This is a genomic window from Ruegeria atlantica (assembly GCF_001458195.1).
GTDB lineage: Bacteria > Pseudomonadota > Alphaproteobacteria > Rhodobacterales > Rhodobacteraceae > Ruegeria > Ruegeria atlantica.
The window spans coordinates 129,070-154,850 of the sequence record NZ_CYPU01000068.1 but is presented as its reverse complement, the minus strand read 5'-3'; the positions used below and the strand labels follow the sequence as shown (position 1 = coordinate 154,850).

The following is a 25,781-nucleotide window of genomic DNA, read 5'->3' as shown; positions in this document are numbered from 1 at the left end:
TTACAGATCCATCAGCAGGCGGCGCGGGTCTTCCAGCGCCTCTTTCACACGTACAAGGAACGTCACCGCGCCCTTGCCGTCAACAATCCGGTGGTCATAGGAGAGTGCCAGATACATCATCGGGCGGATCTTGATCTCACCATTGATGACCATTGGACGGTCCTGAATCTTGTGCATGCCAAGGATACCCGACTGCGGTGGGTTCAGGATCGGTGACGACATCAGCGAGCCATAGACGCCACCATTCGAGATGGTGAAGGTGCCGCCCTGCATCTCTGCCATGGACAACTTGCCATCACGAGCGCGCTTGCCCTTTTCGGCGATGGCCTTCTCGATATCGGCAAAGGACATGCTGTCGGCATCGCGGATAACAGGAACAACCAGACCCTGAGGCGTACCGGCGGCGACGCCCATGTGAACGAAGTTCTTGTAGACGATGTCTGTGCCGTCAATCTCGGCGTTGACTTCCGGAACCTCTTTCAGCGCGTGGCAGCAGGCCTTGGTGAAGAACGACATAAAGCCCAGCTTCACACCGTGTTTCTTCTGGAACAGGTCTTTGTATTCATTGCGCAGGCCCATCACCTCGGTCATGTCCACCTCGTTGAAGGTGGTCAGGATTGCCGCAGTGTTCTGCGCATCCTTCAAACGCTTGGCGATGGTTTGGCGCAGGCGGGTCATGCGCACGCGCTCTTCGCGGGCGGCATCCTGTGCTGCGACCGGTGCCCGAGGCGCTTGCGCCGGTGCCGGTGCTGCCGCCGCAGGTGCCGGGGCCGCAGCCGTAGTCGCTGCGCGGGCAACATCCTCTTTCATGATCCGCCCATCACGACCTGTGCCTGTGACCTGATCCGCGGACAAACCGGCCTCTGCCATAGCTTTTTCGGCGGATGGCGCGTTGGCGATGTCCTTGCCGGTGCTTGCTGCTGCAGCCGGGGTTGCCGCCGCAGCTGCCGGAGCAGCGACGGACCCTGCCGCTGCGCCGGAAATCACCGCCAGTTTGGCCGACGCCTCAACTGTTGCGCCTTCGGGGGCAACGATTTCTGCCAGAACACCCGCAGCCGGGGCCGGAACCTCGACCGAGACCTTGTCGGTTTCCAGCTCACACAGCATCTCGTCCTGTGCGACGCTGTCGCCGACCTGTTTGAACCATGTCGAAACGGTCGCTTCAGTCACGGATTCACCCAAGGTCGGCACCATCACGTCAACACTGCCGCCAGACGCCGCCGGAGCAGCCGCAGCCGCCGGGGCCGGTGCGGCTACCGGGGCAGGAGCTGCGCCTTCACCTGCAGCGATGGTGGCCAGCAGAGCGTCAACGCCAACGGTTTCACCTTCGGCGGCGACGATTTCGCCCATCACGCCAGCGGCAGGAGAGGGGACTTCGACGGTGACCTTGTCAGTCTCCAACTCACACAACATTTCATCAACCGCGACGGCGTCGCCGGGTTTCTTGAACCATGTCGCAACCGTGGCTTCGGTAACCGACTCGCCAAGCGTGGGAACTCGAACTTCAATGGACATCGATTATTTTCCTTCAATGCTCAGCGCTTCGTCGACCAGCGCTTCTTGTTGGGCTTTGTGTTGGCTGGCCAGACCGGTCGCGGGAGAAGCCGATGTGGAGCGGCCGACATAACGCGGCCGTGTGTGCTTGGCGCCGATGCGGGTCAGAACCCATTCGATATTCGGTTCGATAAAGGTCCACGCACCCTGGTTCTTGGGTTCTTCCTGACACCAGATCATTTCGGCACCCTTAAAGCGCTCAAGCTCATTAATCAGCGAATGAGCTGGGAAGGGATAGAACTGCTCAATCCGCATCAGGTAGACATCATCGATGCCGCGCGCATCGCGTTCTTCCAGCAGATCGTAGTAGACCTTGCCGGAACACATCACCACGCGTTTGACCTTGTCGTCCTTGACCAATTTGGTTTCCGAGTTTCCGTGCTGTGCATCGTCCCACAACACGCGATGGAAGCTTGAACCAGTGGTGAACTCTTCTGCTGTGCTGACCGCCAGCTTGTGGCGCAGTAACGATTTGGGCGTCACCAAGATCAGCGGCTTGCGGAAGGTCCGGTGCAGCTGACGGCGCAGGATGTGAAAGTAATTCGCAGGGGTCGTGCAGTTGGCCACGATCCAATTGTCCTGGCCACACATCTGCAGGAACCGTTCCAGACGCGCTGACGAGTGTTCAGGCCCCTGACCTTCGAAGCCGTGTGGCAACAGGCACACCAGACCGGACATGCGCAGCCATTTGCTTTCGCCCGAGCTGATGAACTGGTCGAACATGATTTGCGCGCCGTTGGCAAAATCACCGAATTGCGCTTCCCACAGGGTCAGTGCATTTGGTTCCGCCAGTGAGAATCCATATTCAAAGCCCAGCACCGCATATTCGCTGAGCATCGAGTCGATCACATCGTATTTCGACTGGCCCTCACGTATGTTGTTCAGCGGGTAGTACCGTTCTTCAGTTTCCTGATGTATGAAACCCGAGTGACGCTGACTGAACGTCCCGCGCGTCGCATCCTGCCCTGAAAGGCGCACCGGATAGCCTTCGGTCAGCAGAGAGCCAAAGGCGAGGGCCTCACCAGTCGCCCAGTCAAACCCTTTGCCGCTTTCGAACATCTGTTTCTTTTGATCCAAAAGACGCGAGACGGTACGGTGCACTGCGATATCGGCTGGTGTGTGGCTCAGCGCGTTGCCAATCTGCGCCAGCGTTTCCGGTTTAATTGCCGTGTCGCCGCGGACATATTCATCTTTGTTCTTGTCCAGATGCGACCAGCGTCCATCCAGCCAGTCAGCCTTGTTGGGCTTATAGTCTTTGCCCGCCTCGAACTCATCATTCAGATGCGCCTGGAAGGCGGCCTTCATATCCTCGATTTCGCCTTCGGGGATAAGGCCGTCTTTCACGAGACGCTCGGTGTACAGCGACAGCGTGGTCTTATGCGTCTTGATCTTCTTGTACATGATCGGGTTGGTGAACATGGGCTCATCGCCCTCGTTATGCCCGAACCGGCGATAGCAGAAGATGTCGATAACCACGTCCTTGTGGAACTTCTGCCGGAATTCGGTCGCAACCTTGGCGGCATGTGTTACAGCCTCGGGATCGTCGCCGTTCACGTGGAAGATCGGTGCCTCAACCATCAGGGCGATATCGGTGGGGTAGGGGCTGGAGCGGCTGAAATGCGGCGCGGTGGTAAAGCCAATCTGGTTGTTCACCACGATATGCATCGTGCCGCCGGTCTTATGACCCTTGAGGCCGGACAGGCCAAAGCCTTCGGCGACAACACCTTGACCCGCAAAGGCCGCATCGCCGTGCAGCAGGATGCCCATCACCTTGGTCCGGTCTTCGTCACCCAACTGATCCTGTTTTGCGCGAACCTTGCCCAGAACAACCGGGTTCACAGCCTCAAGGTGGGAGGGGTTTGCAGTCAGCGACAGATGGACACTGTTGCCATTGAATTCACGGTCGCTGGACGCGCCGAGGTGGTATTTCACATCGCCGGAACCATCCACATCTTCGGGTTTGAAGCTGCCGCCCTGGAACTCGTTGAAGATGGCGCGATAGGGTTTGCGCATCACGTTGGCCAGAATGTTCAGGCGGCCCCGGTGCGGCATGCCGATGACGATATCACTGACACCCAGCGCACCGCCGCGCTTGATGATCTGCTCCATCGCGGGGATCAAGGCTTCGCCGCCGTCCAGGCCGAAACGCTTGGTGCCCATGTATTTAACGTGCAGGAACTTCTCGAAGCCTTCGGCCTCGACCATCTTGTTCAGGATCGCCTTGCGGCCTTCCTTGGTGAACTGAATTTCCTTGCCGTACCCTTCGATCCGTTCTTTCAGCCACGCGGCTTCTTCCGGATTTGAGATATGCATGTACTGCAGCGCGAATGTGCCGCAATAGGTCCGTTTCACGATCTCGACAATCTGGCGCATGCTGGCCATCTGCAATCCCAGCACGTTGTCGATAAAGATCGGGCGGTCCATGTCGGCTTCGGTGAAGCCATACGTCCTGGGGTCCAATTCCGGGTGGGTGCTGGCGGCGCGCATGCCCAACGGGTCCAGATTAGCAGCAAGATGGCCCCGGATACGATAAGCCCGGATCAGCATCAGTGCCCGCAGACTGTCCAGAACGGCGCGTTTGATTTGGTCTTCGCTGACCTGAACGCCCTTGGCCTCGGCCTTGTCCTTAATCTTGTCGCCTGCTGCCTTGGCGTCGATTTCGGCCCACTCTCCGGTCAACGCTCCGGTCAGATCATCCGTCGGCATCGGAGGCCAGTCGGTCCGAGCCCAGGATGGTCCTTCGGCCTCGCGCTGGACGTCCGGCGTGGCGTCGCCCATCGCCCGGAAAAAATCGACCCAGGCCGCATCTACAGCGTTCGGGTCCTTGGCGTACTGGGCATAAAGCTGCTCCAGATATTCAGCATTATGCCCCTGCATAAAGCTTGAGGCATGAAAGGCAGAGTTGGGCGTATGTTCGGTCATTGGGCTACCTCATATGGGTTGGGACCGTATTGGTTGGTGCCTGGCTGGCTGGGGCGGGTCAGCCACCACAGAACCAGGAGGGGCGACACAAACAAAACAAGCAGTGTCGGGATAACGACCAGCAAAGTGGCGCGGGTGAACAGGATGTCCAGATCGCCGCCATGCTGGAAACTGGAGGCAAGGCCGATGCCAAAGATCAAAACCGCAAAGGCCCCGAGGATCAGCAGGATCGGCAACAGAGCATATAGCCCGCTGCGCCCGGTATCATGCATCCGCCGCCACGCGACGGCCAGATGCGGGAAAAAGACGATCAGGCCGACGATGCTTTGTACTGGCGCAGAGGACGTCGCAGTTACGGCTTTGACCTCGTCAGTCTGGCTGACCGAGACCTGAGTGAAGAACTGCCAGTCGATGATCCCGGCGATGATGTTCCAGATCACGATGAACAGGAGAAAGAACCAATATTCGGGCCGTGAGGCACGCCCCGAGTAGGTGAAGAACTTGGAGAAACAGGTGCGGATGGCGTAGGAAAAGGTCATGGGGTCACCTCATGTGCATCCGTGTTGGTGGAGCGACAGGCAAAGTGAAACTCTGAAACCGATTTAATCCGCTAGTCATTGTTGCACGTTTCCGGTGTTGGACACAAAAGCCACAAATTTGAAACGGAGGTCGACAATTGCTTTTTCAAACCGTTCGTACGCCATGCTTGCTATTGCTAGAGCATTATAAAGAGTTATCTGGGTATCATCTTTACTAAATTTCCCGAACTGAAATTCCCGTACTTTTTCAGTTTGAGGTGCTTTGACAACCTCGAAGGGGGGGCGGCTTGACGTCAAAAAGCACAACTGCTCTTCATCAAGCAACCGGACAGTCAGTACCGCATCGCTTTTAGGATCGGTGAAGAAAAAATCCCAATCGTACGCGCCAGCGGGTTTGGCAAGAAACCTACGAGACGCCAACTCTCGAACAATGTCATAGTCACCATTTTTGCCCCAAGCCAAAATATAGTGCAGGTTGAACATGGCGGAGTGGTCGAGCGCGCGCTTCTCGTCCGGCTTTTGTATCTGCCAGCCTAATTCTTGAAAATTGACGCCCAGGGATTCCTCTTGAAGCCCAGCGGAGCACAAGCCGATAGTTTTCCAAAAATCCATTGCACTTGCAGAGGACGGCGCAACGAGCGCCGTCGGCATAGAGAACAGTATAGCTGACAACCGTTTCAAGTTCATGCCGACATAAAATCCTCTGTCTGACTTAGCTGCTCGTAAATGCAAGCCGGGCAGAAGCCCGGCTTACCCACGGTTTGTGCGAGCTTACCCAATCGCTTCCAGCACAGCTTCACCCAGCTGCGCCGGGCTTTCTGCGACAACTATACCGGCCGAACGCATGGCTTCGATCTTGTCCTCGGCACCGCCCTTGCCGCCGGCGACGATTGCGCCCGCGTGGCCCATGCGGCGGCCCGGAGGGGCTGTGCGGCCGGCGATGAAACCGGCGGTCGGCTTTTTGCGGCCTTTCTTGGCCTCATCCGCCAGGAACTGCGCGGCTTCTTCCTCGGCCGAGCCACCGATCTCACCGATCATGATGATCGACTCGGTCTCGTCATCGGCTAGGAACCATTCCAGCACGTCAATATGTTCGGTGCCTTTGATCGGGTCGCCGCCGATGCCCACACAGGTGGACTGGCCCAGACCCACATCGGTGGTCTGTTTGACGGCCTCATAGGTCAGGGTGCCTGAACGCGAGACAACGCCGACCGAGCCGCGCTTGTGGATGTGGCCGGGCATGATGCCGATCTTGCAGGCGTCGGGCGTGATGACACCGGGGCAGTTCGGGCCGATCAGGCGTGACTTGCTGCCTTCCAGCGCGCGCTTCACCTTCATCATGTCCAGAACCGGGATGCCTTCGGTGATGCAGACGATCACTTCCATCTCGGCATCAATCGCTTCGAGGATCGAGTCAGCTGCAAAGGGCGGCGGCACATAGATCACGCTGGCGTTGGCCTCGGTCACGTGCTTGGCCTCGTGGACCGAGTTGAACACAGGCAGGTCAAGATGGGTCATCCCGCCTTTGCCGGGGGTCACGCCGCCAACCATCTTGGTGCCATAAGCAATGGCCTGTTCGCTGTGGAATGTGCCCTGTGAGCCGGTAAAGCCCTGACAGATCACTTTGGTATTTTCGTCGATGAGGACTGCCATTCTAGGCCTCCGTTTTGATTTGTGTAAGCGCGCCGCCGAGTGAATTCACCGGAGTCGCAATTCGTGTTGTCTTTGTTTCACGAGCCATTCTTCCGCCGGTCCAATGCGTCAACTACCTGATCTCTTGACCAAATTCCCAACGATCGTTGATCTCTGCCTTCGGTCGATTGAAGAAATTCAGGATCGAGGTGGATCTCACCAGTCTCTTCAATTGTTTCGATCGGATCGGAGAAATTGAAAGGCGCGACGCAGGGGTTGAACCTTTTGAACCCAGCGTTGTTCTTCAGCCGTTCATTGATCGGGACGTAGTGCATGGTGGTCAGCAGGTAGGGTGTCTCGCTTCTGACGAAGTTTTCAAAGAACACCCACCGCAGCCACCATTTTAGGTGAAAAAGGCAATCCCGGCACATCATCAGGTCAACCTGGGGCAACGTGTCGGAAGTTATATCCAGATGGACAAACTCGCGACCCGGCGCTGCGTGTTTTTCTTGAACGGACTGAACCACCTCGAGAGATATATCTCCGCCAATGTAACTCAGACCAGTCAGGTCCACTTCCTGCATCCACGTCCAGTCACCACAGGGCGCGTCAAGAAATGTCTTCACCTTGTATCGCTCAAAGATATCCGGAAGAGCCCGGCGAAGCGGCGCGGTTGCCTCAAGCGTTGAGCCATTGCCCGAGCGCGGGACATTCCGCCCCGCCCAACTCTTGCTCTCGAACGCATTTCTAACACCGCTACGCATCACACACTTTCTTCGGATCCCGAGAAATGAACCGGCTTATCTAACTCAGCCTTTAACCGCCTTCACGATCTTCTCGGCACCGTCTTTCAGGTTGTCCGCCGCGATCACGTCCAGGCCAGAGGTGTTGATGATCTCTTTGCCCTTCTCGACATTCGTGCCTTCAAGACGCACAACCAGCGGAACTTTGAGGCCGACTTCTTTCACTGCGGCGACAACGCCCTCGGCAATCACGTCACAGCGCATGATGCCGCCGAAGATGTTGACCAGAATGCCTTTGACCTGCGGGTCAGAGGTGATGATCTTGAACGCCTCGGTCACTTTCTCTTTGGTGGCACCGCCACCCACGTCGAGGAAGTTGGCAGGCTCGGCCCCATACAGTTTGATGATGTCCATCGTCGCCATCGCCAGACCGGCACCGTTCACCATGCAACCAATCTCACCATCCAGCGCGATGTAGTTCAGGTCGTATTTGCTGGCTTCCAGTTCCTTGGGGTCTTCCTCGGTCGTGTCGCGCAGCTCGGCAATATCCGGATGGCGGTAGACCGCGTTACCGTCAAAGCCGACCTTGGCGTCCAGCACTTTCAGGTCGCCCTTGTCGGACACGATCAGCGGGTTGATTTCCAGCATCTCCATGTCCTTTTCGACGAAGGCAGCATACAGCTGGCTCATCAGTTTGACGCACTGTTTGACCTGCGCGCCCTCCAGGCCCAGCGAGAAGGCGATGCGGCGGCCATGATAGGGCTGATAGCCTGTTGCCGGATCGACCGAGAAGGACAGGATTTTCTCGGGCGTTGCCGCGGCAACCTCTTCGATGTCCATACCACCTTCGGTCGAACACACGAATGAGATGCGGCTTGTCTGGCGATCCACCAGCAGGGCAAGGTACAGTTCACGCTCGATGCCGGAACCGGCTTCGATGTAGATGCGGTTGACTTGCTTGCCCGCAGGGCCGGTTTGATGCGTGACCAGCGTACGGCCCAGCATCTTCTTGGCTTCCTCGGATGCTTCTTCCACCGACTTGGTCAGACGAACACCGCCTTTTTCACCGGCGTCAGCCTCTTTGAAGGAGCCCTTGCCGCGGCCACCCGCGTGGATCTGTGCTTTGACAACCCAGAGCGGGCCATCCAGTTCACCGGCTGCGGTTTTGGCTTCCTCAGCGCGCAGAACCGCGCGACCTTCGGAGACCGGAGCGCCATAGCTGCGAAGAAGCGCTTTGGCCTGATATTCGTGAATGTTCATCGAAACTGTCCTGTCTGACTGCGTTACACCGTTATAGGGGTGTCTAGGGGGCAAGTTTAAAGGGTTTTTTGACAGGGGAGCAGTTTTTCACGAAGATTTTCATTATTTGTGATCACGGTTTTTTTGGGTGTGATCACAAAATGTAATGAAGGTTGCCCGTTTGATTCGTCGTCGTTGACGGCCTTTAGAATAAAGAGAGAATTCAGCTAGCGCTAAACCTAGCCGGTCCGCCGAGATGGCGGATTCAAACGATTACATGGCAGCTGTGCCGAGGAAATGTCGATTCAATGGCGCCGCAATCGTCCAAAGAAAAACCCGGCTCACCAATGGTAAACCGGGTCCTGAATTACCGCTGAAAAGGGATCAGGCCAGCGAGCTGTCGATGCCCTTGCAAGCTTCGATCAGGCCTTTGACGGCATTGACCGAATTGTCGAACCCGGCTTGTTCGTCTTCGTTCAGCTTGATGTCGACGATCCGTTCGACGCCACCGGCGCCGATCACGGTCGGAACGCCGACATAGAGACCGTCAACTCCCAGCTCGCCGCTGCAGTATGCGGCGCAAGGCAGTACGCGCTTCTGGTCTTTCAGATAGGCTTCGGCCATTTCGATCGCCGAAGTGGCAGGTGCGTAGTAGGCCGAACCGGTTTTCAGCAGGCCAACGATCTCGGCACCGCCGTCACGGGTTCGCTGAACGATAGCGTCCAGCTTGTCTTGCGTGGTCCAGCCCATCTCGACCAGATCGGGCAGGGGGATACCGGCAACGGTCGAATAACGCACCGAAGGTACCATGGTGTCGCCGTGGCCGCCCAGAACAAACGCGGTGACGTCGCGCATCGAAACGTTGAACTCTTCAGAAAGGAAGTGTGCGAAACGGGCCGAGTCCAGAACGCCTGCCATGCCGCAGACTTTGTTGTGCGGCAGACCCGAGAATTCTCGCAGAGCCCAGACCATCGCATCCAGCGGGTTGGTGATGCAGATCACGAACGCGTCGGGCGCGTGGGCTGCAATGCCTTCGCCAACCGACTTCATGACTTTCAGGTTAATGCCCAACAAGTCATCGCGGCTCATGCCGGGTTTGCGGGCGACGCCAGCGGTGACGATGCAGACGTCTGCGCCTGCGATATCGGCATAATCGCTGGTGCCGGACATGGCTGCGTCGAACCCTTCCGAAGGGCCGGATTCAGCGATGTCGAGCGCTTTGCCTTGCGGCAGCCCGTCTGCGATGTCGAACAGGACTACGTCACCCAGTTCTTTGACAGCTGCGAGGTGCGCAAGCGTGCCGCCGATGTTCCCAGCGCCGATAAGCGCAATCTTGGGTCTGGCCATTTGGAAAATCTCCGGTCGGAATTGAAATCGCGGCTGTGCTAGTCGCTAAATGGCTTTCGCGCAAGTGTTCAGCGGCGCGGCATGCAACCGCATACCGTTTGCACCGCCTGGGCTGATTGCGCTAAACGGCCAAGGATACAGGCCGAAACCGGGGCGCTGCATGTTCGAATTGAACCTGATGTTTTTTGTTGTAGCGATCCCGGCTGTGATCTTTGCGGGTATTTCGAAGGGTGGCTTTGGCTCGGGCGTGGCCTTTGCGTCCTCATCGATTCTGGCGTTGATATTGGAGCCGGGGCAGGCACTGGCCCTGATGCTGCCGATTTTGATGGTGATCGATGTTGCAACTCTTGGGCCCTATTGGAAACGCTGGAGCTGGCCGGATTCGCGCCTGTTGATCCTTGGGGCCGTGCCTGGCGTGGCGTTGGGCGCATGGCTTTACCGCGCCACCGATGATGATCTGCTGCGCCTACTGATCGGGGGGATTTCCATTGGTTTTGTCGTTTGGCACGTCAGTCAATCCAAAGGCTGGGTGCGCGGCTTCACAAACAGACTGCCTGCCCCCGCCGGACTGTTCGCTGGACTGGTTGCTGGCTTCACCAGCTTTGTCAGCCATGCGGGCGGCCCGCCAGCCGCCGTTTACCTGCTGTCGCAACGCCTGTCGAAGACCGAGTTTCAGGCCAGCACTGTATTGGCCTTCTGGGTCATCAACATCACGAAATTTGTGCCTTACGCCTATCTTGGCCTTTTCACTTGGCACACCGCGTGGGCCGATCTGCTTTTGACACCATTTGCGATTCTTGGTGCCTGGCTGGGCGTCCGGGCGCATTTCATGCTGTCCGAGCGCCTGTTCTTTGGCATCGCCTATGTGCTGCTGACGCTCACGGGCAGTAAACTGATCTGGGACGCTTTGACCTGATCAGACGTTGGGCGGCAGGGCATCGGCGATCATTTCATAAGCCTGACCCGAGGCAACAAGGCAGGTCATTCCATCCGGCAGTGTCACGGTGATCGTCCAGTTGCCGCTTTGGTCCGACGCATAGAGCTCCATCACTGCGCCTTGACGCGCGATGCCGATCCCCTGGCGCGTTTCGCCGTAAGTTTCGGTCAGCCGTTTTATCACCTCGTCACGTGGTGCGCAGTTGCGGGCGTGGGCCTGTTGCGCAGCCAGAACCATGATTCCGAGGCCCATCGTCATCTTTAGCAGTGTCTTGTGCATCTTTGACCCTTTTCGATTTCCTTTGCGGGTCAGGGTCCCGCCGTTGAACCGAAATCCGGTTAAAGGAACGCACGTTGCGTCGCAAATGCTGCGACGCGGCGATTTTGCGCTTGAACTTTCCGACAAAAAATGCCCCATTCCGCGCAACTTTATTTCTTCGGGAGAAGCCAATGGACTCGCGCCAGCGCCCCTATCGCTCTGTTCTTTATATCCCCGGTTCGAAAGACCGGGCGCTGGACAAGGCACGCACTTTGCCTGTGGACGCGATCATTTTTGATCTGGAAGACGCGGTTTCTGCCGATGAGAAGGGCAATGCACGCGAAACGCTTAAGGCGGCTCTGGCCGCGGGCGGTTATGGGGAACGGGTCAAGATCGTGCGCATCAACGGTCTGGATACCGAATGGGGCCGTGCTGACGCTGAGGCCGTGCGCGAGATGGATGCCGATGTGGTCCTGCTGCCCAAGGTGAATTCAGCTGCGGACGTGGACGCATTGGCCGCGATTACCGGTGACCTGCCAATCTGGGCGATGATGGAAACCCCGCGCGGGATGCTCAATGCGGCCGAGATTGCCGCCCATCCGCTGATGGCGGGGTTTGTCATGGGTACAAATGATTTGGCGAAGGAGTTGCAAACCCGCTTCCGTCCAGATCGCCTGCCCCTGATGACTTCGCTGGGCCTGTGCCTGCTAGCCGCCAAGGCCGAGGGGTTGATCGTTGTCGATGGTGTCTACAACGCATTCAAGGACGCCGAAGGTCTGGCCGCCGAATGTGCGCAAGGCCGCGACATGGGTTTTGACGGTAAAACCCTAATCCATCCCGCACAGGTCGATGTCACCAATGCAGCCTATGCCCCGTCGGAGACCGAGATCGATCTGGCCCGTCGCCAGATTGCCGCTTTCGAAGAGGTTGAGGCGCAAGGACAGGGCGTTGCCGTGGTCGACGGCAAGATCGTTGAAAATCTGCACGTTGTAACTGCCCGCGAAATTCTGGCAAAAGCGGAGGCAATTACAGCTTTGCAAGCGGGGTAAGCCAGCATGGGCTTTTTTCTTCTCATTCTCGGTGTGGCACTTTGGTGGGCCGCGCATCTGTTCAAACGTGTGATGCCAGAGCGTCGCGCTGCGATGGGCGACGCCGGCAAGGGCGCGGTCGCGCTGGCCTTGGTGGCATCGATCCTGCTGATGATCTTCGGCTATCGCATGACCGACTTCATCCATGTCTGGGCCCCGCCGAGTTTTATGATCCACATCAATAACCTGCTGGTGTTGATTGCGATCTACATGATGAGCCCCGCCGGAACCAAGGGCCGCCTACTGAACAAGCTACGCCATCCGATGCTGGGCGGGTTTAAACTGTGGGCTTTTGCGCATTTGCTGGTCAATGGCGATCTGGCCTCGATCATTCTGTTTGGCGGTTTGTTGGCCTGGGCTGTGGTCGAAGTGATCGTGATCAACAAATCCGAGCCGGATTGGACCCCCGGTGAACCCGGAACCTATGGGAGGGACGCGATGTTCTTTGTGGCCTCGATCGTGCTGCTGGGTGTCATCGGCTACGTTCACGGGCTGGTCGGCCCGTCGCCGTTCCCCTCGTAAGGATTTGACATCATGGTAAAACTATACCGTTTGTTGACCGAAGAAGACACCTCGGCCTTCTGCCACAAAGTGTCAGATGCTTTGGCGAAAGGCTGGGATCTGTATGGCGACCCAACTTATGCCTATGACGCCACGAACAGCGTGATGCGTTGCGCACAGGCCGTGACTAAAGAAGTCGAGGCCGACTATTCACCTGACATGAAACTGGGACAGCAATAATGGCAAAAACCAATCCGGGCCGCTTTTTTGAGGACTATTCCATTGGTCAGGTATTGCACCATGCCGTGCCGCGCACGGTGACCAATGGCGAGCGGGCGCTGTACCACGCGCTCTATCCGGCGCGGCATGCACTGTATTCCTCGGACGAATTCGCCCGGAATTGTGGTCTGCCGCAAAGTCCCATTGATGATTTGGCGGCGTTTCATGTCGTGTTTGGCAAAACTGTCCCGGATATTTCGCTGAATGCCGTGGCTAATCTGGGTTATGCCGAAGGGCGCTGGCTAAAGCCGGTCTATCCCGGCGATACTTTGCGCTCGGAATCCGAGGTGATCGGTCTCAAACAGAACTCGAATGGAAAGACTGGTGTCGTCTGGGTGCACACGCGTGGTCTGAATCAGCACGATGAAGTCGTCATTGAATACGTGCGTTGGGTCATGGTTCGGAAATCGAATCTGGATGGGCCCGCGCCCGAGACTGTGGTGCCTGAACTGAAAAAGGCACTGGACGTGAAGGACCTGATCGCGCCCGAGGGCCTTGATTTCTCTCAGTACGATTTCGCTCAGGCTGGTGAGGCGCATCGCTGGGGCGACTATGAGATTGGCGAGACCATTGATCACGTCGATGGCGTCACGGTCGAAGAGGCCGAGCATATGCTGGCCACCCGCCTGTGGCAGAACACTGCCAAGGTGCATTTCGATCTGACCTTCCGCCCCGAAGGGCGGCTGATCTATGGCGGTCACGTGATTTCCATGGCGCGGACCCTGTCGTTCAACGGGCTGGCTAATGCACAGATGATCGTTGGCCTGAACGGTGGCGCGCACGCTAACCCCTGTTTTGCGGGCGACACGATCAAGGCCTGGTCCGAAGTTCTGGACAAGGCGGAAACTGCCATTCCGGGCGTCGGCGCCGTGCGCCTACGGTTGGTCGCAACCAAGGGCGGCGCGCCGTTTGAGTTGAAAAACGAAGACGGTCGTTATCTGCCCAATGTCCTGCTTGATCTGGATTACTGGGCTTTGATGCCGATCTGATACTCGTGGTGACATTCATTTGATCGCAGCCAGCGCCAATCGTGTTAGGCTGTGGTCATGACCTTGCTTCGCACAATAGCTGCCTGCGTCTGTCTGACGCCACCCGCTTATGCCTGCGATCTGGCGTTGGCGCTGGCCGTAGATGTCTCAGGGTCAGTCGATTCGACTGAGTATCGAATACAAATGGATGGCCTAGCAGCCGGTTTGCGTGACCCGATCGTGTCCGAGGCATTGGTGCGCGGGAAAGCCCGCGTGATGCTGGTGCAGTGGACAGGGTCCTCTCGCCAGATGGTCACCGTTCCGTGGACACATATCGACAGTTTCGAGGCAATTGATCAGTTTGCTGTAAAAGTGGCCAACGATCCAAGGGTCTGGCGCAACTTTTCCACCGCAATTGGCGAGGCGCTGGAATCGACCATGTCCTATTTCGATACGGTGTCGGATTGCAAACGCCACCTGATCGATATCTCTGGCGATGGGGTGTCGAACGAGGGGGTTGAACCATCGGACGTCCACAGATTTCTGCGGACACGCGGTGTGACGGTGAACGCGATTGCAATCGAAGAAAGCGAACCGGATCTGACCGCGTATTTCTTTGAAAATGTGATCGTGGGCGAGGGGGCGTTTGTCGTCTCAGCCTCAGGGTTTGCAGACTATCCCGAGCGGATTCGTAAGAAACTGCTGCGCGAGGTGACCCAGCAAACCGCTGATTTGAAATAGCCGCACAACAGAATCGAATCTGCAGGCGCTAACATCGTGATGGATTGAAAACAATTTGTGATCACGAGTTTATTTTGTGTGATCACATTATGCAAATATCCGTCATTTTGCGTCAATTGTGAACTTTTTTGCATCTGCAGCACGTGACAGAACCGCAAAAAACAGTAAAACCTTCGGAAGCCAACCGTAAAGGAGCCAACATGGCCGATGTAAATCGGGGCAACCGCCCTCTTTCACCTCACCTCACGATCTACCGCCCCCAACTGACTTCGATGACATCGATCCTTGTGCGCATCACGGGTATTGCGTCACTTGCGATCGCATTCTTTGTCGTCTGGTGGTTTCTGGCGGCGGCAACGTCCGAAACGGCATTCAACTTCATCGATGGGCTGATGAGAAGCTGGCTGGGTGATCTGGTGATGTTCGCTGCGACCTGGGCGATCTTCTATCACATGCTGGGTCGTCTGCGTCACGTGATTTGGGATCTGGGGTATTGCGTAGATGTCGGTATCTCCGAAAAGATGGGGATCGGCATGCTGGTGTTGGCCACCATCCTCGCCTTCATCACGGCAATTGCGGTTTAAGGAGATTGGCCATGAATTACCTCACTGACCGCAAACGCGCGCAGGGTACCGGTGCCGGAGGCGAAGGTACGCATCATCACTGGCAGATGATGGTCAGCTCGGCGGCACTTGTCTTTCTTGTACCGCTGTTTGTTTTCGTCTTCGCAAACGGTTTGGGCAGGTCATACGAAGAAGTCCTGGTTTATTATGGCCGTCCCTTCCCGGCGATTGTGACCGGGCTGACAATGGTTGTCGTCATCATCCATCTGGTCCACGAAACTCAGGTCGCAATTGAAGACTATGTCCACGGTGTCGCAGAAAAGCTGAGCCTCATGGCCGTCGCGGCGTTTGGCTACACATTGATAGCTGCCGGGCTGTTTGCCCTGATCAAGCTGGCTCTGTGAAACGCGCGGTAAGGAAATAATCAAATGACAGCTGCATACGAATACGAAACACACGAATATGACGTGGTTGTTGTCGGCGCTGGCGGCGCTGGTCTGCGCGCCACGCTGGGCATGGCAGAACAAGGTCTGCGCACGGCATGTGTCACGAAGGTGTTTCCGACACGCTCGCACACGGTTGCCGCGCAGGGCGGAATCGCCGCATCTCTGTCCAATATGGGCCCGGACCACTGGCAGTGGCACATGTACGACACCGTCAAAGGCTCGGACTGGCTGGGTGACACCGACGCGATGGAATACCTTGCGCGTGAAGCCCCCAAGGCTGTGTACGAACTGGAACACTATGGCGTGCCGTTCAGCCGGACTGAGGAAGGCAAGATCTACCAGCGTCCCTTCGGCGGTCACACCACCGAGTTTGGTGAAGGCCCGGCCGTGCAGCGGACCTGTGCGGCTGCTGACCGGACCGGTCACGCAATCCTGCACACGCTGTATGGTCAGTCGCTGAAGAACAACGCTGAATTTTATATCGAATACTTCGCCATCGACCTAATCATGTCCGAAGACGGGCAGTGTCAGGGCGTTGTCTGCTGGAAGCTGGACGACGGAACGATGCATGTCTTCAACGCCAAGATGGTTGTGCTGGCGACAGGCGGTTATGGCCGCGCCTATTTCAGCGCAACATCGGCCCACACCTGCACCGGTGATGGTGGCGGCATGGTGGCCCGCGCGGGTCTGGCCCTGCAGGATATGGAATTCGTTCAATTCCACCCGACCGGCATCTACGGCTCTGGCTGCCTGATCACCGAAGGCGCGCGTGGTGAGGGCGGTTACCTAACCAACTCCGAAGGCGAACGGTTCATGGAGCGTTATGCGCCCCAGTACAAGGACCTCGCGCCGCGTGACTACGTCTCGCGGTCGATGACAATGGAGATCCGCGAAGGTCGTGGCCATGGTGACGGTGGCGACCACATTCACCTGAACCTCAGCCACCTGCCGGCCGAGGCGCTGGCCGAACGTCTGCCAGGTATTTCGGAGTCGGCGCGCGTTTTTGCGGGCGTAGACGTCACCAAGGAACCGATCCCGGTTCTGCCGACCGTGCACTACAACATGGGCGGCATTCCAACCAACTATTGGGGTGAGGTTCTGAACCCGACCGCTGACAACCCGACGGGCGTTGTCCCCGGATTGATGGCTGTGGGTGAAGCAGGCTGTGCCTCGGTTCACGGGGCGAACCGTTTGGGCTCGAACTCACTGATCGACCTCGTAGTGTTTGGCCGCGCTGCTGCAATCAAAGCGGGCAAGGTTGTGGATGCCGAGGCACCAAACCCGGTGCTGAATCAGGCGTCCGTCGATAAGGCGTTCGACCGCTTTGACGCGGTACGTAATGCCAGCGGTGCAATCGCTACCGCCGATCTGCGTCTTGAGATGCAGAAGACCATGCAGGAAGACGCAGCGGTCTTCCGGACAGCAAAAACCATGGCCGAGGGCGTCGACAAGATGACGGCGATCGCCGCCAAGATGGACGACCTGAAAGTCAGCGACCGCTCGCTGGTCTGGAACAGCGACCTGATGGAAACGCTGGAGCTGACCAACCTGATGCCAAGCGCTCTTGCCACGATTGTTGGTGCCGAGGCACGCAAAGAATCCCGCGGCGCACATGCGCATGAGGACTTCACCGAACGTGACGATGAAAACTGGCGCGTACACACGGTGTCCCGTGTTGATGGCAACAAAGTCGAACTCAGCTATCGCCCGGTGATTGTTGATCCGCTCAGCACCGAAGCTGAAGGTGGCATCAGCCTGAAGAAAATCGCTCCGAAGGCGCGCACGTTCTGACCGGGTATTTCTGGTCAAAAACGCATCGACGGACCACATCTGTGACCCACGTGACGCCCTTTTTGTCGCGTGGGTCTTTCAGTTCAGGATGCTGATCCTAGAAAAGCTCTTTAAAGCGCGGCGCTAAATGAAACAGCTTTGCGGAGTTGTTTGTTCGGTGTTTGGTAAAGGTCTGGCCATTCTCTTCGATCAGGACTTTGCTGTTTTCGATCTCAGCAACATAAGATGATCGATCCTCGGGAAGCGGGCCAGCAATTGGCATGCTGTGAAGGGTCCTGATCATATCATCAATGCCCGTGTCGGATGCACGCCACGCTCTGGACGGCGTATTGTTTTTCCCTTTCGGAGCCTTGGTCGTTTTGCGCCGCCGAACGGCCCGCGACCGAAACAAAGGCATGTCGAAAAACCGGAGGTGAAAGGCCACAAGGTTCGTGTCGACCCGGACGTTCTCGCTATAGGCGAAATGGCCGCCCCGCCGCCAGGCGATTGGGGTTTTCACTATACTGGGCTTGCCGAAACTTGTGTTTACGCGAACAATCCCGCGTTGCTGCAAGACGCTTTGTTCAGGATCAAAGCCCTCGGGTTCATGGTCTTCACGGTGAATGATTTCCAGCCCGTAAGATGCTGTTACATCGGCGTCGCGGTTCAGAATGTAGTCCGTGATATCGGTCCCGGCATTTGGGTCCAATGTCAGGATTTCATCAACGTCCGTATAAAGCACAGCATCGTGCATATAGGTCAGCGCGCTTACAAAATGGCCCAGCATATTCCATCGCTGAACCTCCATGTCCCGAGAGGGGGGTGGTCTGCGCATTTCAACCACATTGCAACCGCGCGCCATGCGCCTAAGCCTTCGATTTGACCCGTGGACAATGACATACATGCATTTGTTTTCCACGCGTTGCGACCAGTATCGAACCCAGATCGGCAGAAACTCATAGTCGTCATAAACCATCGTCACGACTGCAAGTGACATAAAAAATGCTCCGTTTTCGTGGTTGATCCGAGTTGCTACTAAGGTGCGCGAAAATAGTATATAGACCTGATACCAAAGCTACAATTCGAGGCGAGCGGAAATGGACGCAGACAAAATCTATAAGAGCCTTCACAAGGGCCATGTGCGCCAAAAAGAAAGTAGATCGCATTCCGCCCAGCGGATATTTGAGCTGTGCGACCGGTTTGTCGAATCAAAATCCGTGATTGATGTCGGATGCGGTGTTGGATTCTTGTTGGCTGAGTTCGAAAATCACAACCGGGAAATTCGCGGCGTCGAGGGCGATTGGCTGGAATTATCCTCTTTGGAATTTTCTGACTCTGCATTGATCCGGGCGGACCTGGAAAAGCCATTCGAATTGGACCGCCGTTTCGATCTGTGTGTCAGCACGGAAGTTGCCGAACACCTTGAGCCGGACAGGGCACAAAGCTTTGTCGCTGATCTGACACGCCTGTCGGATTTCGTTCTGTTTTCTGCGGCCATTGAGGGGCAGGGTGGTACAGGACACAAGAACGAACAATGGCAGGATTACTGGGTCAATCTGTTTGACGCGCAGGGCTATGATTTTTACGATGCGTTTCGTCCCAACCTCTGGAACGATCCGATGGTCATGGATTGGTTCAGACAGAATTTGTTGCTGTTCGTGAAACGCGGGGTTGAAAAAAAGCCGGGCCTATCCGAGTTTGCCAGTTCGGCGGAAGTCGCGCGGATGATTGTTCCAAAGTATCACGACAAGATCGTTCGGCGGACCGCACGGCAGTTGCGGCGCCTGCGGCGAGAAATGTCCTGATTGCCAGTCTTTTGAGCTATTGTCGCATTGTAATCTTGCGGATTTTAGGGCAATTTCCCCGGAAATTGACCAAGGAATTTCAGGCATATGGTACAGCTGACCCTCCCCAAGAATTCCCGGATCACCACCGGCAAAACCTGGCCCAAGCCGGACGGTGCGACCAATGTTCGTAAGTTTCAGATCTATCGCTGGACCCCGGAAGACGGGCAAAATCCACGGGTAGACACCTATTTCGTGGACATGGACAGCTGCGGTCCGATGGTTCTCGACGCGCTGATCAAGATCAAGAATGAAATCGACCCGACCCTGACCTTCCGCCGGTCCTGCCGTGAAGGGATCTGCGGTTCCTGCGCGATGAATATCGACGGGATCAACACGTTGGCCTGTATCTACGGCATGGATGAAATCAAGGGTGACGTAAAGATTTATCCGTTGCCGCATATGCCGGTCGTCAAGGACCTGATCCCTGACCTGACGCATTTCTATGCGCAGCATGCAAGCATCATGCCGTGGCTGGAAACCAAGACCAACCGTCCTGCGAAAGAGTGGAAGCAATCGATCGAAGATCGCAAGAAACTGGATGGGTTGTATGAATGCGTGATGTGCGCCAGCTGCTCGACCTCGTGCCCCAGCTATTGGTGGAACGGAGATCGCTACCTTGGGCCCGCTGCGCTTTTGCATGCGTATCGCTGGATCATCGACAGCCGCGACGAAGCCACTGGTGAACGTTTGGATGAGTTGGAAGACCCGTTCAAGCTGTATCGCTGCCACACGATCATGAATTGCGCCAAGACCTGTCCGAAGGGTCTGAACCCGGCCAAGGCGATTGCCGAAATCAAAAAGATGATGGTTGACCGCGCAGTTTGAGCACAGCCGAAAGAAATTATGAAGCCCGGGATGGTAACTTCCCGGGTTTTTTCGTGTTCTGCGAGTATTGAAAATTCGGAGAACATCAATGACTCAAACACTTACTAAGGTTTTGTCTGTCGCCGCGATCACGGCTCTTTCGGCCTGTGGCGGTTCGAGCAGCAATCGGGCGGATATTGTATTCAAGCAAGTGGAATGCGCCGGGCAGGCGGGGATTAGTGGTTCGTTTACGACGCAATACGAACTGCAGGGTGGCAAGCAGGCTGAAGTATTTGTTCCAGGTGATGGCGTAAGCGAGGCTCAGGCCGCTAAAGCGAATGCCTGCATGGCGGCGTAACAAGCATCAAGCCTAGGGCTGGCAGATGCAAATGCCAGCCTTAGTTGCGTTAAGGGCATACCGAAACTGCAAAAAGATGCGGTGAATCTGTCGGCGCGCCTGTCTATTTTTCAATCAGGGAGGAGTGACTGAATTAGAACAAGATCTCTCCGATGGAAGAAAAACAGAACACAAAATCAGAGGCTCTAAAAACGTTGGAACAAGCGTGGTCATATAACACTCCAGAACCTGTGAAACCCGTAAATGACCGCATCCCAGATTTGTTCGAATACGCTAACGCAGCCTGAACCGACAACTGTGGGCTTGCCACCAGTGGGAAAAATGGGCCATGCATTGGCATGCCCATTTTGCTTCTTATTCTGGCAGGCGGAGTATTTGCCTATTTCCTGTGGCGCTCGCGCACCTCATCCTTGAGCCGGGACTGCCGCTGGCGGCAGCACCGCAAAGAAGGCGTTTGGGTGTGTGCATTTTGTGGCGCGCAGCAGCAGGGAGGCGACGCTCCAACTCAATGCCTGAAGGGGCAATAGCGGCATAAGCAGGGCGGTTTCCCACCCTGCATGTTTGCATTTACGCCGCCGGAAATGCCGCCTGTAGTGCGATTTCAACCATATCGCCAAAACTGCTTTCGCGATCAGCTGAAGGCAAAGCTTCGCCAGTCAGCAAGTGGTCGGAAACGGTTAGAACAGCTAATGCCCGGCATTTGTGGCGCGCGGCCAGAATGTACAGCTCAGCAGCTTCCATCTCGACCCCGAGAATACCGTGCCGGACCATCTGTTCGTTCAGATCTGGGCGTTCGTCATAGAAAACGTCCGACGAATAGATACCACCTACATGGGTTGGCGTGCCTTTGGCCGCTGCCGCCTGAGCTGCCGTCTGAAGCAGCCCCCAATCGGCGCAGGGTGCAAAGTTCAGCTCTTTCATGATGCCACGTGACGGTGAGCTAAGCGTGGTCGAGGTCATCGCAAGGATCACATCACGGACATTCACGCTGTCCTGCATTCCCCCGCAGGAGCCGATGCGGATCAGCGTTTTGGCCCCGTAGTCCCGGATCAATTCGTTGACGTAAATCGACAAGGACGGCATGCCCATACCGCTGCCCTGAATGGTGACAGGGTTGCCTTTCCAGTTTCCGGTAAAGCCCAGCATACCGCGAACGTCATTGACTTGCTTCACATCGTCCAAAAACGTTGCGGCCGCCCATTTTGCGCGATAAGGATCGCCAGGCAAAAGAACCGTTTCTGCGATGTCGCCTTTTTTGGCTCCAATATGAATGGTCATTTTGGGATCAGTTCCAATTAGATATTAGATTTCCAGATCCGAGATATCCGCCCCGGATTTCAATGCGTCATGAAGCCATTGCGGTTTTCGGCCGCGACCCGACCATGTTTGTTTTGGATCTGCAGGATTTCTGTATTTTGCTTTTGCAATTTTTCCGGAAGTCGGGTTGTCTTTTGCCAATTCTGACAATGAAAATCCAAATTCTGCAGCGGCTTTTTCAGCGGCTTTTAACGCCTCTTTCCGTTCGCGCTTTTCCGCGTCGATTAGTGCTTTTTCGACCTTTTCGCGCAATTCGAGTAGTTCTTTACGCGACATTTTTTCCAGATTTGTCCCCGACATTCACCCTCTCCCAGGAGTTAGTCATTACCGCTGTCCCCGATGGCACACCGTAATTCCAAAGAAGTAAATTTTCTATCCCCTTTTGTTCAGGGGATAGAAGAGGAATTGGCGAAATTGGCAGATATTACTCAGCAGCGAGGGTTTGCGGATCTACCAGGGTGACGATATCGCCCATGATTGCATTCAGCTCAAAATTCTTGGGCGTATAGATCTTTGCGACGCCCATCGCAGTGAGCTTTGCTGCATCGTCATCGGGGATGATGCCACCAACAATCACCGGAATATGATCCAGCCCGGCCTCGCGCAGTCGGTTCATGACGTCCTGCACAAGCGGAATGTGGCTGCCGGAAAGAATTGACAGACCGATCACATGCGCGTCGTCATCCGCTGCGGCAGTTACGATTTCCTCAGGCGTCAGGCGAATACCTTCGTAACTGATTTCCATACCGCAGTCGCGTGCGCGGAATGCGATCTGTTCCGCACCGTTCGAATGACCGTCCAGGCCCGGTTTTCCGACCAGGAATTTCAGGCGACGGCCAAGCTTGTCGCTGACCGCATCCACTGCGGCCCGCAGATCTTCCAAGCCCTCTGTCTTGTTCGAGACCGAGCCCGAAACGCCCGTGGGCCCACGATAGGTACCGTAGACTTTGCGCATTTCTTCGGCCCACTCACCGGTGGTTACACCAGCCTTGGCAGCTGCGATTGAGGGCTCCATGACGTTGGTGCCGTTTTGCGCCGCTTCGCGTAGCGCGGCCAGAGCCGCCGCGACAGCTGTGTCATCGCGATCTTGCCGCCATTCATTTAGACGCGCGATTTGTTCTTGTTCGACTGCGGGATCAACGACCATGATGCCGCCATCTTCGGTCTGCAGGGGCGAGGGTTCGCCTTCGATCCACTTGTTCACACCGACAACGACAGTTTCGTTCCGTTCGATGCGGTTCAGGCGTTCAGCGTTTGAATCAACAAGCCGTGACTTCATGTATTCGATCGACGCAACCGCACCGCCCATCGAATCCAGATTGGCCAGTTCGGCGCGTGCGCCCTGTTTCAATTCTTCAACCTTCGCGTCCACGGCGGGGTTGCCATCGAACAGGTCACCATATTCCAGAAGGTCGGTCTCATAGGCCAGAATCTGTTGCATCCGCATGGACCACTGCTGATCCCAGGGGCGGGGCAGGCCCAGTGCCTCGTTCCATGCAGGCAGCTGAACTGCGCGGGCGCGGGCTTTTTTCGAAAGAGTCACGGCCAGCATCTCGATCAGGATGCGGTAGACGTTGTTTTCAGGCTGCTGCTCGGTCAAACCGAGCGAGTTGACCTGAACGCCATACCGGAATCGGCGGAACTTCGGGTTCTCTACGCCGTAGCGGTCGCGCAGGATTTCGTCCCAAAGATCGACGAAAGCGCGCATTTTGCACATTTCAGTGACAAAGCGGATACCTGCGTTAACAAAGAACGAAATCCGTCCGCAAAGTGCCGGGAAATCCTCGGCGGGAACACGAGGGCGCAGTTCGTCCAGAACGGCGATGGCGGTGGCCAGCGCATAAGACAGCTCTTGCTCCGGTGTCGCGCCGGCTTCTTGCAGGTGATAGGAACACACGTTCATCGGGTTCCATTTCGGCACGTTGGTATAACAGTACTCGGCCACGTCAGCGATCATCTTGAGCGACGGTCTGGGCGGGCAGACATAGGTGCCGCGGCTCAGGTACTCCTTGATCAGATCGTTCTGAACTGTGCCCTGAAGTTTGGAGATATCTGCGCCTTGTTCCTCGGCCACAGCGATGTAAAGCGCAAGCAGCCAAGGCGCTGTCGCGTTGATCGTCATCGAAGTGTTCATCTGTTCCAACGGAATCTGGTCGAACAGAACTCGCATATCGCCCAGGTGGCCGACAGGTACGCCAACCTTGCCCACTTCGCCGCGCGCGAGCGTATGATCGCTGTCATATCCGGTCTGCGTGGGCAGATCGAAGGCCACCGACAGGCCCGTCTGGCCTTTTGCCAGGTTCCCGCGATACAACGCATTCGACGCTTTGGCGGTGGAATGACCGGCATAGGTTCGGATGAGCCAGGGGCGATCTTTCTGCGTCTGCGTCATAGCTGGACCTCGTGTCTCGGTTGGGCAAGAAAATTACGTTCCTGGCCTCTAAAGCGCAATTTTCGGGACATGTCAATTCGCTGCGTCGCGGCATACTAGGTTCTTCAGATTGTAGGACGCAGCGTTTGGTGGCAGGGTGCACGCATGACTCAGACCGTGGAACTTCCGCTTTGGCTTTTTTTGCTGATCCTGGTGTTTGCCGTGGTCACTTTGGCATCACATTTTCTGTTCCCGTCGGTGCGGTGGTTTTTCAGGCGTCGACTCGAACGAGCGGTGAAACGATTGAACACGCGCCTGAAGCGGCCGATCCAGCCGTTCAAGTTGGCGCACCGTCACGATATGATTCAGCGCCTGATCTATGACCCGCAGGTTGGTCAGGCCGTTCAGGATCACGCACGCGAAACGGGTGTCCCCGATGCTGTGGCGTTCGAGCAAGCGCAGCGATACGCGCGTGAGATCGTTCCCTCGTTTTCAGCCGTTGCCTATTTCAGCATTGCGATCCGTCTGGCTCGTTTGCTGAGCAATGCGTTTTATCACGTGCAGCTTAGCTATCAGGACGAAGACGCTGTCGAAAACATCGACCCCGACGCCACGGTGGTTTTCGTCATGAATCATCGCAGCAATATGGACTATGTGCTCGTTACCTACCTCGCAGCGCAACATTCGGCCCTTTCTTATGCGGTGGGCGAATGGGCCCGTGTCTGGCCCCTTAGCCGTCTGATCCGTGCGATGGGGGCTTATTTTATTCGGCGAAAGTCCGGCAATGATCTCTATCGTCAGGTGTTGTCCTGTTATGTGCGCCACGCGACCGCGGCAGGAGTGACGCAGGCCATGTTCCCCGAAGGTGGGCTAAGTCTGACTGGTGCCCTGGGTCGTCCAAAGCTGGGTTTGCTCAAATATATTATTGACGGGACCTCGGAAGAGGGCCGCGATGTTGTATTCGTCCCCGTGGCGCTGAACTATGATCGTGTGCTTGAAGATACTGTTCTGACGCGTGCGGCATTAGGCAATGAACGACGGTTTCGCGCGCGGATCGGTGTAATCACCAGATGGATCCTCAAACAACTCTGGCGGCGCGTGATCGGGCGCTACAAACGATTTGGCCTAGCCTCGGTCCGATATGGTCAGCCCGTTTCCTTGCGGGCGTTTCGGGCAGATCATCAGCGCGATCTGATGACCGATTTGGCGCGTGACCTGATGACGCGACTCCGCGCTGCCATCCCGCTGGTCCCTGTACCCGCCGCGTGTTGGCTAATGCAAAAGCATAAAGAGATGTCGGAGGCCGATGCCGTTCAGGTGATTGTCGAGCTCATGCGTCGCAATGGAATGACGGACCAAGAGAACCAGACATCGGTTGAAGCCGCGATTGATCAGTTGGTCGAACGGCGAATTCTCAGGCGCAGTGACGGGAAAATATGCCTGTCCGGTCAAAGGGTTGATCTTCTGGAGTATTATGCAGCCTCGGTTCCGATGGGACCAGACGAGGGAAATGCTGCGAATGCGAAGGAAATTTCTGCATCCGCTGGGTCATAAAGT

Annotated in this window: 26 protein-coding genes and 1 pseudogene; 14 read left to right on the top strand and 13 right to left on the bottom strand. The window is 56.4% G+C overall.

The annotated features are described in order from the left end of the window. The 8 genes from odhB to mdh form a co-directional block, all read right to left on the bottom strand. Complete coding sequence (odhB, locus tag RUA4292_RS17715) at nt 1–1,515, bottom strand: 2-oxoglutarate dehydrogenase complex dihydrolipoyllysine-residue succinyltransferase (RefSeq protein WP_058278794.1); 1,515 nt, start codon at nt 1,513–1,515, stop codon at nt 1–3. A 3-nt stretch (nt 1,516–1,518) separates the two neighbouring features. Beyond that, on the bottom strand, nt 1,519–4,476 hold the full coding sequence (locus RUA4292_RS17710; protein ID WP_058278793.1) for a 2-oxoglutarate dehydrogenase E1 component: 2,958 nt from the start codon (nt 4,474–4,476) through the stop codon (nt 1,519–1,521). Continuing rightward, complete coding sequence (locus RUA4292_RS17705) at nt 4,473–5,015, bottom strand: DUF805 domain-containing protein (protein ID WP_058278792.1); 543 nt, start codon at nt 5,013–5,015, stop codon at nt 4,473–4,475. Before RUA4292_RS17705 ends, RUA4292_RS17710 begins: the two co-directional genes overlap by 4 nt. A 75-nt stretch (nt 5,016–5,090) precedes the next feature. Continuing rightward, on the bottom strand, nt 5,091–5,666 hold the full coding sequence (locus RUA4292_RS17700; protein WP_158507064.1) for a hypothetical protein: 576 nt from the start codon (nt 5,664–5,666) through the stop codon (nt 5,091–5,093). Nucleotides 5,667–5,786: 120 nt separating this feature from the next. Further along, nucleotides 5,787–6,668, bottom strand: coding sequence for a succinate--CoA ligase subunit alpha (gene sucD, locus RUA4292_RS17695; RefSeq protein WP_058278790.1), 882 nt, complete (start codon nt 6,666–6,668; stop codon nt 5,787–5,789). A gap of 77 nt (nt 6,669–6,745) precedes the next feature. Further along, entirely contained in the window at nt 6,746–7,273 is a 528-nt protein-coding gene (locus tag RUA4292_RS17690) for a class I SAM-dependent methyltransferase (protein ID WP_158507063.1), read from the bottom strand. Nucleotides 7,274–7,456: 183 nt separating this feature from the next. Then, on the bottom strand, nt 7,457–8,650 hold the full coding sequence (gene sucC / locus RUA4292_RS17685) for an ADP-forming succinate--CoA ligase subunit beta (RefSeq protein WP_058278788.1): 1,194 nt from the start codon (nt 8,648–8,650) through the stop codon (nt 7,457–7,459). Between the two features lie 363 nt (nt 8,651–9,013). Beyond that, nucleotides 9,014–9,976, bottom strand: coding sequence for a malate dehydrogenase (gene mdh / locus RUA4292_RS17680; RefSeq protein ID WP_058273532.1), 963 nt, complete (start codon nt 9,974–9,976; stop codon nt 9,014–9,016). A 160-nt stretch (nt 9,977–10,136) separates the two neighbouring features. Between mdh and RUA4292_RS17675 the strand changes: the two genes are divergently transcribed. Further along, nucleotides 10,137–10,892, top strand: coding sequence for a sulfite exporter TauE/SafE family protein (locus tag RUA4292_RS17675; protein WP_058273684.1), 756 nt, complete (start codon nt 10,137–10,139; stop codon nt 10,890–10,892). Here RUA4292_RS17675 and RUA4292_RS17670 read toward each other — a convergent pair whose 3' ends face one another. Then, nucleotides 10,893–11,192, bottom strand: coding sequence for a hypothetical protein (locus RUA4292_RS17670; RefSeq protein WP_058278907.1), 300 nt, complete (start codon nt 11,190–11,192; stop codon nt 10,893–10,895). A 170-nt stretch (nt 11,193–11,362) separates the two neighbouring features. Between RUA4292_RS17670 and RUA4292_RS17665 the strand changes: the two genes are divergently transcribed. From RUA4292_RS17665 to sdhA, 8 genes are all read left to right on the top strand, one after another. Continuing rightward, a complete protein-coding gene (locus RUA4292_RS17665) occupies nt 11,363–12,220 on the top strand; it encodes an HpcH/HpaI aldolase/citrate lyase family protein (protein ID WP_058278787.1) in 858 nt (285 codons plus the stop codon). A 6-nt stretch (nt 12,221–12,226) separates the two neighbouring features. Continuing rightward, nucleotides 12,227–12,781 (top strand): NnrU family protein, encoded by a 555-nt coding sequence (locus RUA4292_RS17660; RefSeq protein ID WP_058278786.1) that lies wholly within the window; start codon nt 12,227–12,229, stop codon nt 12,779–12,781. 12 nt (nt 12,782–12,793) lie between these two features. Continuing rightward, nucleotides 12,794–13,000 (top strand): DUF1737 domain-containing protein, encoded by a 207-nt coding sequence (locus RUA4292_RS17655; protein WP_058278785.1) that lies wholly within the window; start codon nt 12,794–12,796, stop codon nt 12,998–13,000. Next, entirely contained in the window at nt 13,000–14,028 is a 1,029-nt protein-coding gene (locus RUA4292_RS17650; protein ID WP_058278784.1) for a MaoC family dehydratase, read from the top strand. Before RUA4292_RS17655 ends, RUA4292_RS17650 begins: the two co-directional genes overlap by 1 nt. Before the next feature lie 57 nt (nt 14,029–14,085). Further along, entirely contained in the window at nt 14,086–14,748 is a 663-nt protein-coding gene (locus RUA4292_RS17645) for a DUF1194 domain-containing protein (RefSeq protein WP_058278906.1), read from the top strand. A gap of 200 nt (nt 14,749–14,948) precedes the next feature. Then, complete coding sequence (gene sdhC, locus RUA4292_RS17640; RefSeq protein WP_058278905.1) at nt 14,949–15,332, top strand: succinate dehydrogenase, cytochrome b556 subunit; 384 nt, start codon at nt 14,949–14,951, stop codon at nt 15,330–15,332. Between the two features lie 11 nt (nt 15,333–15,343). Continuing rightward, a complete protein-coding gene (gene sdhD, locus RUA4292_RS17635) occupies nt 15,344–15,715 on the top strand; it encodes a succinate dehydrogenase, hydrophobic membrane anchor protein (protein WP_058278783.1) in 372 nt (123 codons plus the stop codon). A 24-nt stretch (nt 15,716–15,739) separates the two neighbouring features. Beyond that, a complete protein-coding gene (sdhA, locus tag RUA4292_RS17630) occupies nt 15,740–17,548 on the top strand; it encodes a succinate dehydrogenase flavoprotein subunit (protein ID WP_058278782.1) in 1,809 nt (602 codons plus the stop codon). A 97-nt stretch (nt 17,549–17,645) separates the two neighbouring features. On the opposite strand, the gene RUA4292_RS17625 is transcribed toward sdhA, so the two are convergent. Then, entirely contained in the window at nt 17,646–18,524 is an 879-nt protein-coding gene (locus tag RUA4292_RS17625; RefSeq protein WP_058278781.1) for a hypothetical protein, read from the bottom strand. 100 nt (nt 18,525–18,624) lie between these two features. On the opposite strand from RUA4292_RS17625, the gene RUA4292_RS17620 reads away from it, so the two are divergent. The 4 genes from RUA4292_RS17620 (at nt 18,625) to RUA4292_RS24225 (ending at nt 21,063) form a co-directional block, all read left to right on the top strand. Next, nucleotides 18,625–19,332 carry a class I SAM-dependent methyltransferase gene (locus tag RUA4292_RS17620; RefSeq protein WP_058278780.1) on the top strand — a complete coding sequence of 236 codons (708 nt, stop codon included), beginning with the start codon at nt 18,625–18,627 and terminating at the stop codon, nt 19,330–19,332. 87 nt (nt 19,333–19,419) lie between these two features. Further along, nucleotides 19,420–20,199: a succinate dehydrogenase iron-sulfur subunit gene (locus RUA4292_RS17615; protein WP_058278779.1), complete on the top strand. Its 780-nt coding sequence runs from the start codon at nt 19,420–19,422 to the stop codon at nt 20,197–20,199. A gap of 88 nt (nt 20,200–20,287) precedes the next feature. Continuing rightward, nucleotides 20,288–20,536, top strand: coding sequence for a hypothetical protein (locus RUA4292_RS17610; RefSeq protein WP_058278778.1), 249 nt, complete (start codon nt 20,288–20,290; stop codon nt 20,534–20,536). A 338-nt stretch (nt 20,537–20,874) separates the two neighbouring features. Beyond that, complete coding sequence (locus RUA4292_RS24225; protein WP_082637183.1) at nt 20,875–21,063, top strand: hypothetical protein; 189 nt, start codon at nt 20,875–20,877, stop codon at nt 21,061–21,063. Between the two features lie 40 nt (nt 21,064–21,103). On the opposite strand, the gene deoD is transcribed toward RUA4292_RS24225, so the two are convergent. The 3 genes and pseudogenes from deoD to RUA4292_RS17595 all read right to left on the bottom strand — a co-directional run. Continuing rightward, nucleotides 21,104–21,814: a purine-nucleoside phosphorylase gene (gene deoD / locus RUA4292_RS17605; RefSeq protein ID WP_058278777.1), complete on the bottom strand. Its 711-nt coding sequence runs from the start codon at nt 21,812–21,814 to the stop codon at nt 21,104–21,106. A 24-nt stretch (nt 21,815–21,838) separates the two neighbouring features. Next, entirely contained in the window at nt 21,839–22,153 is a 315-nt protein-coding gene (locus tag RUA4292_RS17600; RefSeq protein WP_058278776.1) for an H-NS histone family protein, read from the bottom strand. A 124-nt stretch (nt 22,154–22,277) separates the two neighbouring features. Beyond that, a pseudogene (locus RUA4292_RS17595) lies at nt 22,278–24,248 on the bottom strand (methylmalonyl-CoA mutase family protein); the annotation flags it as partial. 141 nt (nt 24,249–24,389) lie between these two features. Between RUA4292_RS17595 and RUA4292_RS17590 the strand changes: the two are divergent. Further along, the gene (locus RUA4292_RS17590) at nt 24,390–25,778 is read left to right on the top strand and encodes a 1-acyl-sn-glycerol-3-phosphate acyltransferase (RefSeq protein WP_058278774.1); all 1,389 of its coding nucleotides are present in this window, start codon (nt 24,390–24,392) and stop codon (nt 25,776–25,778) included. Nucleotides 25,779–25,781: the final 3 nt, after the last annotated feature.

Bases quoted from the DNA above. Each gene is read 5' to 3' on its own strand.
- RUA4292_RS17660 (WP_058278786.1), top strand. From the start codon at position 12,227: ATGGGCTTTTTTCTTCTCATTCTCGGTGTGGCACTTTGGTGGGCCGCG.
- sdhD (WP_058278783.1), top strand. From the start codon at position 15,344: ATGAATTACCTCACTGACCGCAAACGCGCGCAGGGTACCGGTGCCGGA.
- RUA4292_RS24225 (WP_082637183.1), top strand. From the start codon at position 20,875: ATGCCCATTTTGCTTCTTATTCTGGCAGGCGGAGTATTTGCCTATTTC.
- odhB (WP_058278794.1), bottom strand. From the start codon at position 1,515: ATGTCCATTGAAGTTCGAGTTCCCACGCTTGGCGAGTCGGTTACCGAA.
- mdh (WP_058273532.1), bottom strand. From the start codon at position 9,976: ATGGCCAGACCCAAGATTGCGCTTATCGGCGCTGGGAACATCGGCGGC.
- sucC (WP_058278788.1), bottom strand. From the start codon at position 8,650: ATGAACATTCACGAATATCAGGCCAAAGCGCTTCTTCGCAGCTATGGC.
- RUA4292_RS17615 (WP_058278779.1), top strand. From the start codon at position 19,420: ATGGTACAGCTGACCCTCCCCAAGAATTCCCGGATCACCACCGGCAAA.
- RUA4292_RS17650 (WP_058278784.1), top strand. From the start codon at position 13,000: ATGGCAAAAACCAATCCGGGCCGCTTTTTTGAGGACTATTCCATTGGT.
- RUA4292_RS17600 (WP_058278776.1), bottom strand. From the start codon at position 22,153: ATGTCGGGGACAAATCTGGAAAAAATGTCGCGTAAAGAACTACTCGAA.
- RUA4292_RS17620 (WP_058278780.1), top strand. From the start codon at position 18,625: ATGGACGCAGACAAAATCTATAAGAGCCTTCACAAGGGCCATGTGCGC.
- RUA4292_RS17645 (WP_058278906.1), top strand. From the start codon at position 14,086: ATGACCTTGCTTCGCACAATAGCTGCCTGCGTCTGTCTGACGCCACCC.
- RUA4292_RS17705 (WP_058278792.1), bottom strand. From the start codon at position 5,015: ATGACCTTTTCCTACGCCATCCGCACCTGTTTCTCCAAGTTCTTCACC.
- RUA4292_RS17670 (WP_058278907.1), bottom strand. From the start codon at position 11,192: ATGCACAAGACACTGCTAAAGATGACGATGGGCCTCGGAATCATGGTT.
- RUA4292_RS17675 (WP_058273684.1), top strand. From the start codon at position 10,137: ATGTTCGAATTGAACCTGATGTTTTTTGTTGTAGCGATCCCGGCTGTG.
- RUA4292_RS17655 (WP_058278785.1), top strand. From the start codon at position 12,794: ATGGTAAAACTATACCGTTTGTTGACCGAAGAAGACACCTCGGCCTTC.
- RUA4292_RS17625 (WP_058278781.1), bottom strand. From the start codon at position 18,524: ATGTCACTTGCAGTCGTGACGATGGTTTATGACGACTATGAGTTTCTG.
- deoD (WP_058278777.1), bottom strand. From the start codon at position 21,814: ATGACCATTCATATTGGAGCCAAAAAAGGCGACATCGCAGAAACGGTT.
- RUA4292_RS17665 (WP_058278787.1), top strand. From the start codon at position 11,363: ATGGACTCGCGCCAGCGCCCCTATCGCTCTGTTCTTTATATCCCCGGT.
- sdhC (WP_058278905.1), top strand. From the start codon at position 14,949: ATGGCCGATGTAAATCGGGGCAACCGCCCTCTTTCACCTCACCTCACG.
- sdhA (WP_058278782.1), top strand. From the start codon at position 15,740: ATGACAGCTGCATACGAATACGAAACACACGAATATGACGTGGTTGTT.
- RUA4292_RS17710 (WP_058278793.1), bottom strand. From the start codon at position 4,476: ATGACCGAACATACGCCCAACTCTGCCTTTCATGCCTCAAGCTTTATG.
- RUA4292_RS17590 (WP_058278774.1), top strand. From the start codon at position 24,390: ATGACTCAGACCGTGGAACTTCCGCTTTGGCTTTTTTTGCTGATCCTG.
- RUA4292_RS17700 (WP_158507064.1), bottom strand. From the start codon at position 5,666: ATGCCGACGGCGCTCGTTGCGCCGTCCTCTGCAAGTGCAATGGATTTT.
- sucD (WP_058278790.1), bottom strand. From the start codon at position 6,668: ATGGCAGTCCTCATCGACGAAAATACCAAAGTGATCTGTCAGGGCTTT.
- RUA4292_RS17610 (WP_058278778.1), top strand. From the start codon at position 20,288: ATGACTCAAACACTTACTAAGGTTTTGTCTGTCGCCGCGATCACGGCT.